Genomic DNA, 18297 nt, shown 5'->3' with positions numbered 1-18297 from the left:
AGATAACATCGGCTTTATTAGTTTTGTAGAACGCACCCCATTTTCGCTAAAATCTACCCCTAAAATCGATAATACACTAATAGTTTAAAATATATCTTTGAGATATTATTTATAATTAATCTAAATAAGAAAGTAAATGCATAAACATTGGGTAAAAACATGCGGCCGAATCTATATTATTCTTTTATTCATATCACTTTGCGCTTCCAACAGTGTATGGGGGCAAGACAGAAGCCAGTCAACAGCAATAAGTGTTAGCGGGCAGGTGTTCGACAAGGAGCACAATGCAATAGAAAATGCCTTGGTTATTATCCGAGGCAGCAAGCAATCGACCACAACCGACCAACAAGGCTTTTATACGCTAAAATGCAAATCAGGACAGCAGACCCTTCAGATTTCATTAACAGGTTATAAACCGATCAAAAGAACGATACATTTGAAGAGTGGCAATAACGAACAAGCACCCATCTATTTGGAGGCACATGAACAGACGAAAATTGCGGAGGTTGTCGTTGAGGGCAAATCGGCGATAAAAAACGTTAAAGAAAGCCCGTTCAATGTCGCAGTTTTAGATGCTAAGAAATTCCATAACAGCCCAGTCGAATTAACTGACGTATTAAATCGAGCGTCGGGAATAAAAGTTAGGCAGAATGGAGGTCTCGGTTCACGCAGTTCCATCAGTCTGAATGGCTTTTCCGGACGCCATGTTAAAATTTTTATCGACGGTGTTCCAGTGGAGGGTATGGGATCTGCTTTTCAATTAAACAACATCCCCATCAATCTCGCGGAGCGAATAGAAATTTACAACGGCGTAGTACCTATCGAATTGGGTGCCGACGCATTAGGTGGCGCAATCAATATCATCAGTAACAAAAACAACAAATCCTACGCTGAGGTATCTTACGCATACGGATCATTTAATACACATAAGACTAACATCAATTTAGGGCATACGACAAGGTCTGGATTTACGATTTTATTAAATGCTTTCCAAAACTATTCAGATAACAACTATCCTGTCTATACGCAAGTGCGTGATTTCGAAACCAGCATTATTTCCAAGGACAGTGTGTGGACTAAAGCTTTCCATAACAACTACCATAACGAAACCGCAGTGCTAAAAACTGGGTTTGTAAATAAAAAATGGGCGGACCAATTCCTTGTCGGAATTACTTTGGGAAAGGATTATTCTGATATCCAAAATTCCAATATCATGAAGATTGTCTACGGTGAAAAGTCCAGAAAGGGAACAACCGTCATGCCCTCACTGATTTATACGAAAAAAAACCTATTAACTACAGGTTTTGATATTACGCTGACCGGAAACTATAATCGTAATTATAACCAAAATACGGATACTGCAACGCGTGAGTACAATTGGTATGGCCATTTCGTCCAAAAAAAGACGGTCGGTGAAGGCGTCAACTCGATGGCGGAATTTTATAACAATAATGCCAACTCCTCACTGAATTTAATTTACAAAATCAACGAACAACATAGCTTTGCATTGAACGATAATTGGTCTACTTATAGACGTAAAAATGCGGATAAGAACATCATCAAAGATCAGTTCACCTTGCCTAAGGACAATTCAAGCAACTATAAAAATGTCGTCGGTGTATCCTATAAGTACAACTACAATAAAAAGTGGGTTAGTACTGTCTTCGGAAAGCATTTTATACAAAGTACAACAGGCATGGTCAATGTTGGCGAGAGTGAGTCTTTCCCAACATACAAACGGATGACAGCAAAATCTGACGCTTTTGGCTATGGCTTAGCGAGCAGCTATTTACAGAATGACTTCCAATACAAGTTTTCGGTTGAAAAAGCATTGCGTATGCCCTCTGCTATGGAACTCATGGGCGATGCTGTGCTTGAACGTGCCAACGCCTCGCTACGACCCGAAGTAAGTGAGAATTTCAATCTTGGTGTATCTTATCAGAAGGATTTTGCAAAAAACCATGCTGTCTATTTTGATGCCAGCGGCTTGTACCGGAATGTTACCGATTTTATTCAGCGACAAATCGTTCCTCGTACCGGCGAGGCCAGCAGTGTTAACCATGGAAGGGTGCGAAACATAGGCGTAAATTTTGAAGGACGCTATTACTACAAGCGTTTCTTCAGTGCGGGCGGAACGCTCACTTATCAAAGCTTAATCAACAAAGAAAAATACGATAAATATGAGAATGCGCAATTGTCGCAAACCTATAACGATCGTATGCCAAACCAGCCTTACTTCTACGCCAATGGCGAAGCGGAAATACGCATTCCGCACTTAGGTGGAAAGGCCAATCTATTCACACTGGGGTATCACTTGCAATATGTGCATTCCTTTTTTTTACGTTGGCCTAGTTTAGGCGAATCAGGCGAGAAAAGCAGCATCGAGAAGACCTTGTCTCATGATATCATTGCCTCCTACGCGATGAAATCAGGACGCTACAATATCAGCTTAGAAGGACGAAATATTACCGACCAACGCCTATACGATAATTATAGCTTACAAAAGCCAGGAAGAAGCTTCAACGTCAAGCTACGCTATTTTATCATGTAATTTTTTCAACAACAATCATATCATTATGTTCCAAACTCAATTTAAGAAACAAACAAATAGCAGATTATTTTTTGCCATCTGCGCATTAGCCATCGGAACAAGCTTCGCAAGCTGTTCTGATGAAGAAGTACCTAAGGACCAGCCACGTGAGTCCGAGAAAGTTGAATTCTTTATCGCTGCAACACAAGGTGAGGCATCTTATCTACTTGCGGTTCCCGATGTAACGAAAGGCACAACCACTATCAAGGGGAAAGGTTTGGAGGCTGATGCTTATACGGCTTGGGTATTCCCTACTCCTAAAGTTGCTATCGGCTTAAAATACCAAAAAGGTGATCCAGGCATTGGGATTGGCGTTGCGCTAGGTCCCGATGGAAAAATTGTAAAGAGCGGAAGTGAGTTCCAAATAAAATCAAGATTTACTACCTATGGTCCTTTCCAAGACAAAGTGCTATCCATCGTAGGTGGCGTCAAAGTAGCGGATGATACCAAGAACATTTATTCGACTTTCAATTTCATCGATCCCGCAAACGGCAATGCCGTTACTACGATCACAAAGAACACGACGAATCTGACCGGCAACGGAGAATATGCGACGCTATCCGGCGTAGTACCGTTTGGACCGAAAGAGTTCTTAACGGCATTAGTACCTTCTGTTATTAATTCAAATACAGGGGGCGGCGGTGCTTCGACTGGGCAGTCCAATTACCCCGATTCGGTGTGGATTGCTTCGTATGATAAGGATCTGAATATAAAGCATATCTACGGAGATGATCGTATTGGATATGCGTCTGGTCGCTTTCGATCGCAATATTATTCTTCTATTGCTCAGGATGGCAAAAATAATGTTTATGTTTTTTCGCCTGCGAACGACTCTCGATCAACAAAACCTGCCGGGGTTATCCGTATCAATGCCGGAAGCAAAACATTTGATAAATCTTATTATTGGAACCTAGAAAGCGCCGTAACGGCGGCAGGTTCTGCTGATCCGAAAATAAAATTCCAAAGAGTGTATCATATTGATGGTGACTATTTTGCATTAACATATGTACGTCCGGGCACTACCACGCAAAAGGGACCAGCACAACCCAATGACATCGCCATTTTAAACGCTGTTACCAAAACTTTCCAATGGGTGAAGGGGCTTCCAGATTTCAATGCTAATCCAACATTTGGTTTAGCAATCGCGGAGGATGGAAAACTTTATATACCCGTAACAGAAACGGGCAAAAACCCGGCGATTTATATTATCGATGCAGCAAGCGGTACAGCCAGCAAAGGATTAGAAGTCGAAGCAAGCGAAATTACTGCGATCGGAAAACTAAGCAAATAAGGTATTAACCATTCTATCCATATACCCTCGGAACGCGGGCTTCGGCCTGCGTTCTTTCTATCACAGCATAACATGGAAGCGCTAGTGCGGGCTATTCCAGTTTTCCCGCTTCATCAGTTCGTTCGGTGTATATCCGAAATGCTGCTTAAACACCTTGATAAAGTGCGATACACTTCGATAGCCCAGTCGCGTTGACAGCTCATTGACGTTATAATTATTTCCGAGTAAACTACGGGCAAGCTCCATTCTGCACTTCACAATATATGCATAAATTGACGTACCGAACAAGTTCTTGAAATCTCTTTTCAGGTTCTTTTCGTTGTACCGAAAATGAAAAGCTAGTTCATGCGCATTTGGTGGTCTTTCTAGATTCGCTTCCAAATAAGACTTTATCTTTAACAGTGTCTCCCGAAACGGTGCGTCGATCTGATTGATTTGCGCGTAATTACGACTTTGATGCACTAAAAAAAGCAACTCCTTCAACTTTATCGCGATATACATGTAGGTGTTATAGGGAAAGCGTTCGGGGCCATGAAAGATTTCTTCGATCACCTTCAGCATCTGTAAGTCCAGCATAAACGACTCGTTGGGACGGTTTTCCGGAACTCCGGATTCTACATATTGGTGAAATCTATCGTTTCTTAACCAAGTCTCCCCTTCTGTTAGCTTGAGATAGTATTCGCGGGACATCTTCAGAACAATGTAGTTCAATTCATTATCTGGCTCAATATTTATCTTTCCTCCTCCGCCTTGCTCGTTTAAATAGTTATGGAGCAACATCCCTATCCGGTGTGCGTAATTTTGCAGTCCAGCGCCATTTTGCACTGATGTCTTCCCATTTAAATAAAAGAAAAAACGGACATGATCGCCGGTCGCTGAAAATTCTTCCGAAAGGATCTGCGTGGTTTTAAGTTTACATTCTTCGAGGAAGAAACCTGATGAATATAGCTGTTTTAAATGTATGGACGCCACATGAAAGCGTTCGAAAGCAATATTCTCATGCTGTATTTTAGCGTTTTGACAAAATCCATCAGGAATTTCCAAATCGTAGGTTACAGAGTCGAGTTCTGGAATTCTAGAATAGAGGTGCATAAGAACTAAAAAAATTCAATCAATTAATATCAACAAAAGTAATTAATTTAGATTTAATCTAATTAAAGTACTTAAAATTTACTAGATTTGCTCCCGGAGTTGATACTCCCATTCTTTACTATGAAATAATAAGCGTAGACAGATAAAAAAAACAAAAATGAAAAAGCTATTATTACCTGCCTTCCTATTTTTTGGACTTTGTGCAAGTGCACAACAAAGCAGCCTATTAAATCATGATTTCTGGAAAACAAAACCTGACCTTAATACTGTGAAAGCAGAGATTGAGAAAGGGAATAGCCCGTCGCAACCCAATGCGGGTTCATGGGATCCTGTATCTATTGCTATTGTTAACGGCGCATCCACAGATGTATTAAAGTACATGATTGAACAAGAAGGAAATGGCATCGATAAAAAAACGCACCATAGCAGAAGTTATCTTCATTGGGCAGTAGGTTCCGGAAATGCTGAATTAGTTGATTATCTAATTGCTAAAGGATCTGATGTTAAGTATCAGGATAGCCACGGTGCCTCTATTGCAGGATCTGCGGCTAGCTCTGGAACAACCAATTTCGCCATCTACGAATCGCTATTTAAAGCTGGTGTCGATCCAAAACAAACCTATGATGACGGTGCAAATATCTTATTGTTAGCTATCGCCATGGATGAGGACTTAAAGATTGCTGATTACTTAACGACAAAGGGTCTGTCAATTAAGGATAAGGACGCTAATGGTGCTACTGCTACAGATTACGCTTCGCGCTTTGGTAATAAAGCATTAATTCAGAAGTTAATTGCAAAAGGCGTACAACCTACGGGCAACGCGTTATTCTTCGCTGCAATGGGATCCAGACAAAAATCAAACGGCCTAGATACGTATCAATATTTAGTAGAGGATTTAAAACTGAATCCGAAAACTACGAATAAAGACGGTGCGACGATTCTTAACTCATTGGTTCGTCGCCCTGACATGGCTGTAATCAACTATTTCTTAGCCAAAGGAGTAGATCCTAACATTGCAGACAGAGAGGGAAATACACCGTTAATGGGTGCCGCTGCTGGCCGTGATTTAGCTGCTGTGGAATTATTAATATCAAAAACAAAAGATATTAATGCGAGGAACGAAAAAGGTGAATCCGCATTAACGAAGGCCGTGACAACTGGTGCGCCAGAAATCGTTCAAGCCTTATTGAAAAATAAAGCAGACATTAATGTATTGGATAAAGATGGTAACAACCTGGCATTCCATTGGTTTAACTCGTTCCGTCCATCTCCTGCATCCGCAGCGCAGAAATCCGACCCCTTTACGGAGAAATTGCAAATCTTAAAAGCAGCGGGACTAGACGTAGCTAAACCACAGGAAAACGGCAGTACCCTATACCACATTGCGATTACGAAAGAGAATATGGACTTGATCAATAAAGCAGCAGAATTGAACGTGGATATCAATGCACAAGATAAAGACGGGATGACGGCATTACACAAGGCAGCTTTGATCGCGAAAGATGATGTATTCTTGAAGAAACTTGTAGAGCTTGGTGCGAAGAAAGACTTGAAAACAGAGTTTGATGAAACGCCATTTGACTTAGCAAGCGAAAACGACTTCATTAAAGAAAATAACGCGGCTTTAGATCTTCTTAAATAACAAAAAATGAATAAACTATATAAAGTATTTACGGTTCTATTCTTCGTTCTGCTTGGCATGGGGACTTCCTCAGCACAATCGAGCAAATACAAATGTATGTTGCAGATGAACAGCTACCAAGGTGAAGCGGCCTATGTTGTTATCTCATTAATCAACCCGAACGGTGGCTATGAGAAAACACTTGCTGTACTTGGTCCTGACAAGCAATGGTACAATACGTTAAAAGAATGGTACAAGTTTCAAACAAAATCAAAAGAGAAATTAAGTGCTGTAACGAGTGCTTCTATCGGTGGTGGTGACAGAGCAATCAAAACCATTAGTATCGAGGATAGCAAATTAAATAAAGGTTATAAGTTGCGCTTTGAAACCGCTGTAGAAGAACAGAAGTACCATGTAAAGGATATCGAAATCCCTTTAACGACGCAGGGTATCACTGAGCGTGCAGCTGGAACAGGTTATTTACGATTCGTTAAACTAAGTAAAGTTCAATAATAATTTGATATGGTATTATCCCTTTGGCGATATGCACATCTTGCCCTAGCGATTATTTCTTCAATTTTCCTGATTATTTTATCGCTTACAGGAGTTATCCTATCGGTAAATGCCATATATGAAAAAACTCCCGATCTCCAAGTCGATAATTTTGAAACGGTAAATCTCGCGCAGGTTATTCCAACGCTGCAGGAGATTTACCCGGAGATCATTTCCATCTCGGTAGACCACCGAGGGTTCGTCAGCATCGATGCTATCGACGCGGATGGCGAATCGATAAAAGGCTATATCGATGTCAATAGTGGCGAGAAGATCGCCCCTATTGTTCAGCAAAGTGCTTTTATACAATGGACTACTGCGCTACACCGTTCCTTATTTCTTAAAGAAACCGGACGTACCATCGTAGCCATTGTTTCATTCCTATTGATCCTGATCAGCATCAGCGGTATTGCGCTGATTCTTAAACGCCAGAAAGGGATTCTTCACTTTTTTGCAAAAATCCAAAACGACTTCTTTGCGCAGTATTTCCATGTTGTCACCGGACGCTGGATGCTTATTCCCATTCTACTGATTGCATTTACAGGGACTTGCCTATTTCTATTACGATTAGCAAGTTTCCAAGGTGAAAACCAAGAGGTAAATATACCTATAGAAGAGACGGAAGATGAACAAATAGTAGCAACAAAAGATTTTCCAATCTTTCAAAAAACATTGTTGAAAGATGTGGAACAAATTGACTTTCCATTTATTCCAGACGATCCTGATGAGTTTTTCATCATCAAGTTGAAAGATCAATCCATCAGTGTCAACCAAATCAGTGGCGCTATTACCGAGCAGACCTTATTTCCGAAGCAAAAAGGATGGGAAAGCTGGAATCTCGATATGCATACCGGTAGAACCAACATGATTTGGGCATTTATATTAGGCATCGCCTCCATCAACATTCTGGCCTTTATCTATACAGGTTTTGTCATCACGCTAAAAAGAAGCAAAACCAAGATCAAGAACAAATATAAAGCGGAACAGGCACAGATTATTGTTCTATATGGATCGGAGAATGGTAGCACGTTGTTTTATGCGAATAAGGTTCACCAACAACTACTTGCCGCCGGCGAGAAGTCATTTATTACGGGTCTAAATCAATACCAGACTTACCCCGAAGCTAGGCAGCTACTCGTTTTTACTTCCACCTATGGACTTGGAGATCCTCCGTCCAACGCTGGTAAATTTTTCGAGCTATTGCAGCAGTTTCCACAAAAACAACAGGTAGAATACAGCGTCGTAGGTTTCGGATCTAAAGCCTATGCCGACTTCTGTGCATTTGCATTAGAAGTCGATAAAGCACTTTCTGTTCAGGAATGGGCAAGTCCCTATCTCCCAGCCCATGTTGTTAATGATCGCTCCATAGACGATTTTCTGATCTGGATCAACAATTATAGTGAGAAATCATTGCTAGCCTTAGCGACAGCAGCCTCGGTCTATGCGGAGAAACAGAAGAAATTGCATAAGTGGAAAGTGATTGAAAAAACGGCTGTTACTCCAGATAATAGCACCTTCCGCGTCACCTTGAGACCTCTCTCTCGGGTGAGTTTTAGTTCAGGTGACCTGTTGGCCATCTATCCTGCGAACGATCAGCGCGAGCGTTTATATTCCATCGGTCGATGCAATAATTTGCTGCAATTGATCGTGAAGAAACATGAGTTCGGATTAGGTTCGGGTTTTCTACATGACCTGCAATCAGAGCAGGTTATTAAAGCGCGTATGATGCCAAATAAGGACTTTAACTTTCCAAAGAAAGCTAAGGAGGTAGCCATGATATTTAACGGGACCGGTATTGCGCCGTTTCTAGGGATGATTGATGAAAACAATAGGCAAATCCCACTCTACCTATACGGGGGTTTTCGTCATGAAAACGATTGGGTTAAGGAATATCAAAAGTTTGCAGAATCAAATATGCAGAAAAAGAAATTGATTGATTATCAATTCGCTTACTCCCGCAAAATTCCTGGGCAATATGTTATGGAATTAATTGAGAAGGATGCTGAACGATTTGCAAACCTTCTACGCAATAATGGCTGTATTATGATTTGTGGATCCCTTGCAATGCTTCGCGATGTAGAGAATGTCTTAAACCACATTGTAAAAGAAAGAAATGGTCAACCCCTAACGTTCTATCACGACAGCAAACAAATTCTTCACGACTGTTATTAATATGAGCTAGATCATGCAGCGAGCCCTATTATGCATTATTTTTATTGTTACCGGACTACCGATTAGCTTTGCACAGGTGCAGATTCGTCGCGCGATGACCTTGATGGGCTCCCAATTTGAGATAACCCTGGTCGATCAGGACAGCAGTATCGCAAATAGCCGCATTGATCAAGCCGTCGCTGAGATCGAGCGCATTGAGAATTTGATTTCGGAATGGCGCTCGCATACGCAAATTGCTGAAGTTAATCGGAACGCTGGAATTAAAGCCGTACAAGTGGACCGGGAACTGTTAGAACTGACCCAAAGAGCCTTATATTTTTCGAAAATAAGCGATGGCGCATTCGACATCAGCATTGCAGCACTTGACAAAGTTTGGCGATTTGACGGCAGTATGGAAGAAAAGCCAAGCGCAGTTGAAATACAAAAATCCATTGCTCATGTAGGCTATCAATATATCGAAATCGACAGCGTCCATTCAACCATATTCCTTAAGAAACCAAATATGAAAATTGGCTTTGGCTCTATCGGAAAAGGCTATGCAGCCGATCGAGGTAGACAGCTGATGCAAGACCTAGGCGTGCAAGCAGGCATGATCAATGCATCGGGCGATATAGCTTCTTGGGGTCAACAAGTAAATGGCAAAGCTTGGTCTATCGGCGTATTGAATCCCTTCAGATCGCATAAGATGATTAAAGTGCTAAAGTTTCATGAACATGCGGTCGCCACCTCGGGTAGCTATGAGAAATATGTAGAATTTGATGATGTGCGATATTCCCACATCATCGATCCCAAAACGGGTTATCCTGCGACTGGAGTCGTAAGTGTGACGGTTTATGGTCCATCGGCAGAGTTTGCCAACGGCCTTTCCACCTCCATGATGGTATTGGGCGTTAAAGAAGGTAGAAAATTGGCTAAGCAATTCCCGAAATATAAGTTCATCATTATTGCTGACAATAAAAGGATATATCGATAATTCAAACTGCTCTACCCTTTAAATTGGCTGGGACTAATTCCAAACCTTGACTTAAAGGCTGTTGAGAAATGTTTCTGATTCTTGTAGCCTAATAGTTCCGCAAGTTCTGCAATACGCAACTCTCCCCCCTCTAACAATTCTATAGCCCGATCCATTTTCGCATCACGCCAAAAAGCGAAAACAGTGGTACCAAAAACCTCTTTAAAACCTTTCTTCAACGTACATTCATTGGTCCCGACTTGATGTGCCAGATCCATTAATGTCAAATCGGCATCAATACGGTTGACAATAATATCTCTTGCAGCATAGATCCGTTCGACGGTACTTCGACTTAAGGCGCTATTGAAAGTTTCTTCTTTTGAAAACTGTTCGAACTGCAGCATCAGTAACTCAATGACTTTGGATTCTAAAAACATTCGCTTAAAGACACCTTGACGTTTGCAAGTTAAGATATCCTGAATAATTTGAAACATTTTAGCACTGATGCGTGCATTCCTTTGTCCGAATAAAGTCGATTTACGTTGCTCGATTCGATTTCTAAACTGATCGAAGACTTCACTCCCCTCCGGTAAAAACCGTTTGAAAAATGAGGGTGTAAAGTTAATTTCAAATACTTGCAACTCTGGGCTATCCCATAACATATTTCCGGATAAACAATTGCCATAAATGATATTATGGTCGAAATTTACGTATTCAACTGTTCCATGTTCCAAATTTACCTGGGCAGCGCTATGCCCTTGCAATGCGAAATGCATCTCGATCGTTTCGAAATCACTTTCAAAACTAAACCTGATCCGTTTCCTATGTGATAAATACCCATAACCAATATGTACGCCCTCAAAAGATAGTTCGCGATAATACCCCTGATCTACCAGCTGATTCAAGTTGACTATATCTTCCATTAGTTCCTGCTTTCCAACTAATTTTTGATTAATAAATTCTTTATTAAATGTTAAATTTCCCGTCTCGCTATCATAAACCTTGAGATTCATTCTTTAGTATTTAGGTTATCCCTTATTTAGACCTTTTATTCCCTTATCCAAACCTTATTGATTTTTGTTTAGGTTACATTTGTATAAATATAAGATTAATTCACAATGATTTTTAGTATTAATAAGAAAACTAACGAAAGTAAGAATTAAAAAATTAGACGATATGCCTAGAATCCCTCAATGGATGGCAGACGCCATGGAAAAATTTTTTAGCGGCAGTTACCATGCCTCTCGAGTCACAGAAATAGAATACCTTGCCCCTACCCTTAAATACGTACGCTTCGAAGGCGATTTTTCGGGGGTTAAGACAGATTTTGTTGCGGGAAATGTTGTAGAAATTAGAGTAAATGAGACAGAATTTCGACATTATACCCCTTCGTATTTCAACAGAGAAGAAGGAATTTGCGATATACTTTTTTATTTGCACGACAAAGGTCCCGGCAGCCGTTGGGCCGAACAACTGCGCATTGGTCATCAGGTAAAATTATTGGGCCCGGGTCGCAAAATGTCTTTTGTCAAATATGCGAGTGCACATGTGGTTATTGGTGATGAAACATCCATCGGGCTAATGCAAAGCATTAGCAATGCTTCAAAGCTGAAATCGCGCCCATGCTTTTGTTTTATTGAAATTCAGCGAAAACATAGTAGTTGGCTCGAGTGGATTAATTGGGAGGATAGCAGCTATGTCCCACTATGTCCGAGCGCGCTGGAAGAGGCTTTTCGGCAGTATGCTGAATGGATTGACAACAATAATATCCTACCCTCCTATATCGCATTTTACTTGTCGGGCAATACCGACACCATAGCGCGCTTTCGCAAGGAACTGATACGAAAAGGATATAGCAACAAACAAATACAAACTTATCCCTACTGGGCCGAGGGGAAAATCGGCCTCTAGAATTACTTTTTGTTTAAACAGCGAATTGAAAAAGACAATTTGCTCTATTAGTTTTCCTTAAACTTGCCTGGTCCTGAATTGACGTTTAGTCTTATTAGTAATTTAATTCTGGGATCGGGCAGGATTAAGGTTTTAACTATATAAATGCAGGCAATCCAGATCTCTCAACCTACTAGCCAGCCTATCCAACCAATTCCAAATTTTACCGTCGTAGCAAACTATTATGCACAATGAGTTGTTTCATTAAGAAACATCACAATATGAATTATAAGACCTGTCTTAAAATAGCGTTGGGCTCCGCAATACTGATCGCCCCATTTTTAATTAGTTCATGTAAAACCGTCAAAGTACCTCCTGGAGTAAATGTTGTCGACAATTTCGACATAAAATCTTACGCAGGAAAGTGGTATGAAATCGCACGCTTTGATTTTAAGCACGAAAAAGATATGAATCAAGTGACGGCCGAATATTCACTGAATGAGGATGGAACGATTAAAGTCTTGAATAAAGGTTATGACACAAAAAAGGGAGAGTGGAAAGAATCTGAAGGGAAAGCGGATTTCGTTGGCGACCCGACCAAAGGAGCTTTAAAAGTTTCATTCTTTGGTCCTTTTTATTCCGGCTATAATGTGGTCGCTATGGATCCTGCCTACGAGAATGTTCTGGTTTTCGGCGAAAGCACAGACTATATTTGGTTCTTGTCTCGTAATAAGACTATGCCTGAACGTGTAAAGGAGGCCTTTGTAAAGAAAGCGATGGACGCAGGCTACGATATGAACAGACTTGTTTGGACGGAACAAAAATAAGATAACATAAATAAAATATTAGGCGCCCTCGGGCAAAAATCTACACTATGAGTACTGAAAACTTAAATAACAAAGAAGCAATCGATAAATTAAGAGAGATGGTCGATAAGATTGATATTGGGATGCTGTGCAGCTTTAAAAAAGACGAAAAGCAACCGCATGCTGTGCCAATGAGCCGACAGGAGGTTGATGAGCAGGGCAATATATGGTATCTGTTTTCGAAACAAAGTGAAACTTATCAGCATCTCCAAGACGACCGACAAGTTTCGTTAATCTATGCACAACCTAAAGACTATGAGTTTTTGACTATCAATGGGCATGCTGAAATTTCTAGAGATGAAGCACGCATTGAAAAGTACTGGAACAAGATGATGGAGGGTTGGTTCGAAAAAGGAAAAGATGACCCCAACATTCAGGTGCTAAAGGTTGTTCCTAATGACGCTTATTATTGGGACCAAAAGTCGAGCAAACTAGTTACCTTGTTGAAAGTAGCTGCCAACGCAGTAACGGGTAACAATTTCGACGTCGGCAGAGATGGAAAGCTATCCCTTTAAGCAAAATAAAACTTTTGAAGAAGCTCTTTTCTTTTACTAATATTTTTAGTATTTTTGTTGTAATCATCTATTATAATTATGATTACAGCAGAGGAAAAGCTATCGATATTAGCAGACGCAGCGAAATATGACGTCAGTTGTAGTTCCAGCGGCGGGAAGAGGAAAAATGAGGGCGGAATCGGTGACTCATCTCGTTCGGGTATTTGTCATACCTATACAGAAGATGGGCGCTGCGTTTCCCTTTTAAAGATTTTGCTTACCAACTATTGTATATACGATTGCGCATTCTGCGTCAGTCGCCGCAGCAACGATATTCAGCGAGCTGCATTTTCAGTGAATGAGGTCGTTCAACTAACGATGAATTTCTACCGAAGAAATTATATTGAGGGTCTTTTTTTAAGTTCGGGCATCTTTAAATCGGCAGACTTCACGATGGAGCGCTTGATGCGTATTGTAAAAAAGTTGAGAACAGAGGAACGTTTCTTCGGCTATATACATCTGAAAACAATTCCCGGCGCGAGTGAAGAGCTTATCAAGGAGGCAGGACTTTATGTGGATCGGATGAGTGTAAATCTAGAGATTCCTACGGAGGAGGGACTAAAACAACTAGCGCCGGAAAAAGATCATGAGTCTGTACGGAAACCGCTGCAATTCGTTGATCAGCAAAAGATCATGCTTGCTGAAGAAAAAAAGTTGATGAAGCATGTGCCTACGTTTGTTCCGGCAGGGCAAAGTACGCAAATGGTGGTTGGGGCGACTTCAGAGACGGATTATGACATCATGAAAATCTCATCCGAGTTTTACAAAACCTATCACCTTAAGCGCGTCTACTACAGCGGCTATATTCCCATCAATCAAGATCATAGCATACTGCCGCAGGTCGGGACTGCTCCTCCGCTGATTCGAGAGAATAGACTCTATCAGACTGATTGGCTTTTAAGGTTTTACAATTTCAAGCTGGATGAGATTCTCAATCCGAACCATCAAGATTTGGATTTAGATATTGATCCGAAATTAAGCTGGGCTTTGCGCAATCCTCAACTCTTTCCAATCGACGTTAATACAGCAGACTATGCCATGATTTTGCGTATTCCTGGTGTAGGTCGGGGCTCGGCACTGAAAATTATACAGGCGAGGAAGTTTGGAAAGCTCTATGAGCATCATTTGAAAAAAATTGGCATCGCTTTCAATCGTGCAAAGTATTTTATGCGCTATGCTGACTCCACACGAAATTGGGGCGACCTGCAAATGGCGTCTGTGAAAAGCTCAATATTAGCTACCGGAACGAGCAAATATCTCCCGAAGACTCCGAATAATCAATTAAGTTTGTTTGCATGACCTACTATATTTTTGATGGCAGCTACCTAGGTTATCTAACTGCATTTTTCCATTCCTTTCAAGATAGAGAACTGGAGGCAGTACCCATGATTCAAGAGAAGTTGGAATCAAGTTTATTTGCTACGAAAGTTTATATCAACACAGATCATGAACGTGCTAAGCGGATTTTAAAGGGGTTGGAAAAGCATATAGCGAAAGATCGTGTTCATGATTTTTATCGAAACTTTCTTTCGGAAGATGTACATGCATGGCGTATCGGATTCAAATTAATGCGGAGTATCTTCACAAATAATCCCAATATCTTAAAGAACTATGCCGATGCGGACGCTCTGGCTTTTTCCCAATCGATTAAAAAAATGGGGAGAGAGAGACATCGAATGAAAGCTTTCATCCGCTTCAGCAAATCTGCAGATGATTTATATAGTACCGTTATTGAACCTGACTTTAATGTCTTGCCGCTGATTATTTCCTTCTTTAAAAAGCGATTTGCCGATCAGCGTTGGTTAATCTACGATGTGAAACGTCGTTACGGTTATCTCTACGATTTGCGGGATATACAAGAAGTAACACTTTCCGATGCTTCCAACAGCAATGGAGACTTGGCGATTCAGATCGAATTGGATCAACAAGAAACACATTATCAGCAGCTATGGAAAGCTTATTTTAAAGCAACTAATATCGTAGCACGTAAGAATATTAAGCTGCATGTACAGCACGTCCCGAAGCGTTATTGGAAATATTTAGTCGAAAAACAGGATTAGTCTAAATTCGACTACTATTTGATCAATTTCTTTACTTCTTCCAACTCGTCAATTTCTTCTACGGTCTTGTCTCTGCGCCAGCGAGCAATACGAGGGAATCGCAAGGCTATCCCTGATTTATGTCTCGAACTCCATCCAATTCCTTCAAAGGCAATTTCGAATACCAACTCGGGCTTGACCGTTCGTACGGGTCCGAACTTTTCAATCGCGTTTTTATTTATAAAACGACTTACTTCCTGAATTTCCTTATCCGTCAGCCCGGAATAGGCTTTGGCGATGCTGACCAGTTTGTCCCCGTCACGCACCGCAAATGTGTAATCCGTATAGTATCCACTACGTCGTCCACTACCCTTTTGCGCATAAATTAACACGGCATCGATGGATAGGGGGTCAATTTTCCATTTCCACCAATCGCCACGCTTCCTTCCGGCGTGATAAATAGAATTCTTATGTTTTAACATCAGGCCTTCACTATTGTTCTCCCGCGCAGAAGCACGCAGGGCATGCAGGGTATCAAGATCTTGAAATTCGATCAAGGGGGATAGTCTAATGGAACTGGATTGATTCTCTTGGAATAGCTGTTCTAGTCTCTCCCGTCGCGATGCCATCGCTGTGTGTCGAAGATCTTCTTGATTTAACTCTAATAAATCGTAGAGCAACATGCTAACGGGAATATCCCGTTGCATTTTATCTGTGACTGACTTCCGATTCAGTCGCTTCTGCAGAAACGTAAAGTTTAAAACTTCTCCATCGAGGATGGCTAAAATCTCACCATCCAGAACGAAATCTCCATGCCAGTTACTAAATTCCCGCACTAATTCCGGGAATTGATCGGTCACAAGTTCCTCCCCTCGCGACCAGATAAAAATTTCATCCGCCCTTTTAATTATTTGTCCACGAATGCCATCCCATTTATACTCTGCCTGCCATTCTTGCGGATCAACAATAGTTTTTTCAAGATTTTCTAAGGGGTAAGCGAGGCAAAATGGATAGGGTTTCGAAAGATTGGTATTGACATACTGTCCTTTGATGAGCAAATCAAAATCTACATCATCTATCAACCACTCTCCCATAATGCTATGAGCAACGGCAGAGGCATCGAGCCCACTATAAAGTGCAATCGCATTGATTAGACTTTTCGCTGAAATACCAACGCGGAAGCTACCTCCTAACAGTTTATTAAAAATAAAGCGTTCCTGATGCGGCAGACCCTGCCAGGCATGAAGCACAAAAGCTTTCTTTTCCTCATCGCTTTTATCGTGCAGATCTAGAATTCTATCCATCCATTCGGACAATGCCAAATCAACACTGCCGGTGGGATTGGGCAACAATAAAGAAATAGTCTCTGCAAGATCCCCGACGGATGAATAGGACTCCATGAAAAGCCAATCTGGGATATCCACGATTTCTTTAACCCACTCGCGCATTAGCGCTGTACTGACCTGTCGCTTTGGGCGCCGCCCTGTGAACAGGCTCAAAAACCAGAGTTTATCCCGGTTCTCGGCATGCTCCAAATATTGCACGATCGCTTCCGTTTTAAGCGATGTCTTATTGGTACTGTCCAAGCTGTTGATCAGTTGAGCAAATTCTTTCATATGGCTTCATTTTCATTCATCAATGCCTCTTCTTTTTCCACCCCAAAATCGGTTTTTACTTCTTCTGCAAGGATTCCATTTTCATTGAGGTACTTGCTGAATACTGCGGTTTGCCCATGCGTCACATAAACCTTCTCGGCACCGGTTTCCCGAGTAACACGTAATAAATCATTCCAATCGGCATGGTCACTTACCGCGAAACCAGCGTCTGCACTTCGCCATCGCCTTGCTCCACGCACCGACATCCAGCCCGAGCAAATAGCGTAAGCCATATGCGGAATGCGCTTGATAACATGGGTTCCAACAAGCGAAGGCGGCAGGATGACAATATTTTTATCTACATACTTCAGATCTTCGCGAAGATCCACGGTTTGATATTCGGGCAATACGATGCCCACGCTTTCGTACGCTTTATTTAATCGCGCGATAGAGCTATGCACATGAATGGGCGCCATGTCCTGCACCGCTCTCATAATGCGCTGTGCTTTTCCTAATGAATATCCGACAAACACCGAAGTCTTTCCATAGGATTGGTTTCTAATAATCCAATTCTGCAATTGCTTATTGAGATTTTCCACCGTTTCCCATTGATAAATTGGGAGTCCAAAGGTGCTTTCCGTGATAAACTCATGACAAGGCACAAGTTCAAAAGGCGTACTTAGTCCGTCATCTTGCAACTTATAATCACCCGAAACAACCACGACTTTACCTTTATATGCTAATCTTACTTGAGCCGAACCAATAATATGTCCCGCCGGGTGCAAGGAAACTTCGACTCCATTGATGGATACAGGTTCGTTATAATCTACGTCCTGAACCTGTATAGCTTCTCCAATTCGTATTTTGAGAATGGGCGTGGTAAATCGATGGCATAAATAGCTTCCCATTCCAGGGCGAGCATGATCAGCATGCCCATGTGTAATAACCGCTCTATCTACAGGAAGCCATGGGTCTATATAAAACTTACCAGGTATACAGTAAATGCCTTGTGGTCGAAATTCGATAATCTGCATATCAAATGAACGAGTAACCCTACGTAATTGTTTGCAATAGCAATCGTGC

Annotated in this window: 15 protein-coding genes; 11 read left to right on the top strand and 4 right to left on the bottom strand. The window is 41.3% G+C overall.

Annotation, left to right across the window (positions count from 1 at the left end; genetic code table 11):
- The first annotated feature begins 136 nt into the window (after positions 1–136).
- Entirely contained in the window at positions 137–2551 is a 2415-nt protein-coding gene (locus tag QYC40_RS04800; protein ID WP_301992706.1) for a TonB-dependent receptor, read from the top strand.
- A gap of 25 nt (positions 2552–2576) precedes the next feature.
- Complete coding sequence (locus QYC40_RS04795) at positions 2577–3881, top strand: DUF4374 domain-containing protein (RefSeq protein WP_301992704.1); 1305 nt, start codon at positions 2577–2579, stop codon at positions 3879–3881.
- Between the two features lie 81 nt (positions 3882–3962).
- On the opposite strand, the gene QYC40_RS04790 is transcribed toward QYC40_RS04795, so the two are convergent.
- Entirely contained in the window at positions 3963–4973 is a 1011-nt protein-coding gene (locus tag QYC40_RS04790) for a helix-turn-helix transcriptional regulator (protein WP_301992703.1), read from the bottom strand.
- Between the two features lie 157 nt (positions 4974–5130).
- Between QYC40_RS04790 and QYC40_RS04785 the strand changes: the two genes are divergently transcribed.
- The 4 genes from QYC40_RS04785 to QYC40_RS04770 are packed head-to-tail and all read left to right on the top strand — an operon-like array spanning position 5131 to position 10291.
- Complete coding sequence (locus QYC40_RS04785; RefSeq protein WP_301992702.1) at positions 5131–6615, top strand: ankyrin repeat domain-containing protein; 1485 nt, start codon at positions 5131–5133, stop codon at positions 6613–6615.
- Between the two features lie 6 nt (positions 6616–6621).
- Positions 6622–7107 (top strand): DUF2271 domain-containing protein, encoded by a 486-nt coding sequence (locus QYC40_RS04780; RefSeq protein WP_301992701.1) that lies wholly within the window; start codon positions 6622–6624, stop codon positions 7105–7107.
- Between the two features lie 9 nt (positions 7108–7116).
- Positions 7117–9318 carry a PepSY domain-containing protein gene (locus QYC40_RS04775; protein ID WP_301992700.1) on the top strand — a complete coding sequence of 734 codons (2202 nt, stop codon included), beginning with the start codon at positions 7117–7119 and terminating at the stop codon, positions 9316–9318.
- A gap of 13 nt (positions 9319–9331) precedes the next feature.
- Positions 9332–10291: an FAD:protein FMN transferase gene (locus QYC40_RS04770; protein ID WP_301992699.1), complete on the top strand. Its 960-nt coding sequence runs from the start codon at positions 9332–9334 to the stop codon at positions 10289–10291.
- Between the two features lie 11 nt (positions 10292–10302).
- On the opposite strand, the gene QYC40_RS04765 is transcribed toward QYC40_RS04770, so the two are convergent.
- A complete protein-coding gene (locus tag QYC40_RS04765; RefSeq protein ID WP_301992698.1) occupies positions 10303–11283 on the bottom strand; it encodes an AraC family transcriptional regulator in 981 nt (326 codons plus the stop codon).
- Between the two features lie 163 nt (positions 11284–11446).
- Between QYC40_RS04765 and QYC40_RS04760 the strand changes: the two genes are divergently transcribed.
- From QYC40_RS04760 to QYC40_RS04740, 5 genes are all read left to right on the top strand, one after another.
- The gene (locus QYC40_RS04760) at positions 11447–12181 is read left to right on the top strand and encodes a siderophore-interacting protein (protein ID WP_301992697.1); all 735 of its coding nucleotides are present in this window, start codon (positions 11447–11449) and stop codon (positions 12179–12181) included.
- A gap of 260 nt (positions 12182–12441) precedes the next feature.
- On the top strand, positions 12442–12987 hold the full coding sequence (locus tag QYC40_RS04755; RefSeq protein ID WP_301992695.1) for a lipocalin family protein: 546 nt from the start codon (positions 12442–12444) through the stop codon (positions 12985–12987).
- Positions 12988–13034: 47 nt separating this feature from the next.
- The gene (locus QYC40_RS04750; RefSeq protein ID WP_301992694.1) at positions 13035–13541 is read left to right on the top strand and encodes a pyridoxamine 5'-phosphate oxidase family protein; all 507 of its coding nucleotides are present in this window, start codon (positions 13035–13037) and stop codon (positions 13539–13541) included.
- A 78-nt stretch (positions 13542–13619) separates the two neighbouring features.
- Positions 13620–14879 carry a putative DNA modification/repair radical SAM protein gene (locus QYC40_RS04745; RefSeq protein ID WP_301992693.1) on the top strand — a complete coding sequence of 420 codons (1260 nt, stop codon included), beginning with the start codon at positions 13620–13622 and terminating at the stop codon, positions 14877–14879.
- Positions 14876–15640 carry a TIGR03915 family putative DNA repair protein gene (locus tag QYC40_RS04740; protein ID WP_301992692.1) on the top strand — a complete coding sequence of 255 codons (765 nt, stop codon included), beginning with the start codon at positions 14876–14878 and terminating at the stop codon, positions 15638–15640. The genes QYC40_RS04745 and QYC40_RS04740 overlap by 4 nt, the downstream gene beginning before the upstream one ends.
- A gap of 14 nt (positions 15641–15654) precedes the next feature.
- Here the strand turns inward: QYC40_RS04740 and QYC40_RS04735 are convergent, their stop codons facing one another.
- Positions 15655–17235: an ATP-dependent DNA ligase gene (locus tag QYC40_RS04735; protein WP_301992691.1), complete on the bottom strand. Its 1581-nt coding sequence runs from the start codon at positions 17233–17235 to the stop codon at positions 15655–15657.
- Complete coding sequence (locus tag QYC40_RS04730; protein WP_301992690.1) at positions 17232–18248, bottom strand: ligase-associated DNA damage response exonuclease; 1017 nt, start codon at positions 18246–18248, stop codon at positions 17232–17234. The genes QYC40_RS04735 and QYC40_RS04730 overlap by 4 nt, the downstream gene beginning before the upstream one ends.
- Between the last annotated feature and the right edge of the window lie 49 nt (positions 18249–18297).

The sequence above is a fragment of the Sphingobacterium sp. BN32 genome (genome assembly GCF_030503615.1).
Classification (GTDB): Bacteria; Bacteroidota; Bacteroidia; order Sphingobacteriales; family Sphingobacteriaceae; genus Sphingobacterium.
The sequence above is the reverse complement of the archived record's forward strand: the minus strand, read 5'-3'. Positions and strand labels throughout refer to the sequence as shown.

Coding starts and splice junctions, on each gene's coding strand:
- QYC40_RS04800 (WP_301992706.1), top strand. CDS start 137: ATGCATAAACATTGGGTAAAAACATGCGGCCGAATCTATATTATTCTT.
- QYC40_RS04795 (WP_301992704.1), top strand. CDS start 2,577: ATGTTCCAAACTCAATTTAAGAAACAAACAAATAGCAGATTATTTTTT.
- QYC40_RS04790 (WP_301992703.1), bottom strand. CDS start 4,973: ATGCACCTCTATTCTAGAATTCCAGAACTCGACTCTGTAACCTACGAT.
- QYC40_RS04785 (WP_301992702.1), top strand. CDS start 5,131: ATGAAAAAGCTATTATTACCTGCCTTCCTATTTTTTGGACTTTGTGCA.
- QYC40_RS04780 (WP_301992701.1), top strand. CDS start 6,622: ATGAATAAACTATATAAAGTATTTACGGTTCTATTCTTCGTTCTGCTT.
- QYC40_RS04775 (WP_301992700.1), top strand. CDS start 7,117: ATGGTATTATCCCTTTGGCGATATGCACATCTTGCCCTAGCGATTATT.
- QYC40_RS04770 (WP_301992699.1), top strand. CDS start 9,332: ATGCAGCGAGCCCTATTATGCATTATTTTTATTGTTACCGGACTACCG.
- QYC40_RS04765 (WP_301992698.1), bottom strand. CDS start 11,283: ATGAATCTCAAGGTTTATGATAGCGAGACGGGAAATTTAACATTTAAT.
- QYC40_RS04760 (WP_301992697.1), top strand. CDS start 11,447: ATGCCTAGAATCCCTCAATGGATGGCAGACGCCATGGAAAAATTTTTT.
- QYC40_RS04755 (WP_301992695.1), top strand. CDS start 12,442: ATGAATTATAAGACCTGTCTTAAAATAGCGTTGGGCTCCGCAATACTG.
- QYC40_RS04750 (WP_301992694.1), top strand. CDS start 13,035: ATGAGTACTGAAAACTTAAATAACAAAGAAGCAATCGATAAATTAAGA.
- QYC40_RS04745 (WP_301992693.1), top strand. CDS start 13,620: ATGATTACAGCAGAGGAAAAGCTATCGATATTAGCAGACGCAGCGAAA.
- QYC40_RS04740 (WP_301992692.1), top strand. CDS start 14,876: ATGACCTACTATATTTTTGATGGCAGCTACCTAGGTTATCTAACTGCA.
- QYC40_RS04735 (WP_301992691.1), bottom strand. CDS start 17,235: ATGAAAGAATTTGCTCAACTGATCAACAGCTTGGACAGTACCAATAAG.
- QYC40_RS04730 (WP_301992690.1), bottom strand. CDS start 18,248: ATGCAGATTATCGAATTTCGACCACAAGGCATTTACTGTATACCTGGT.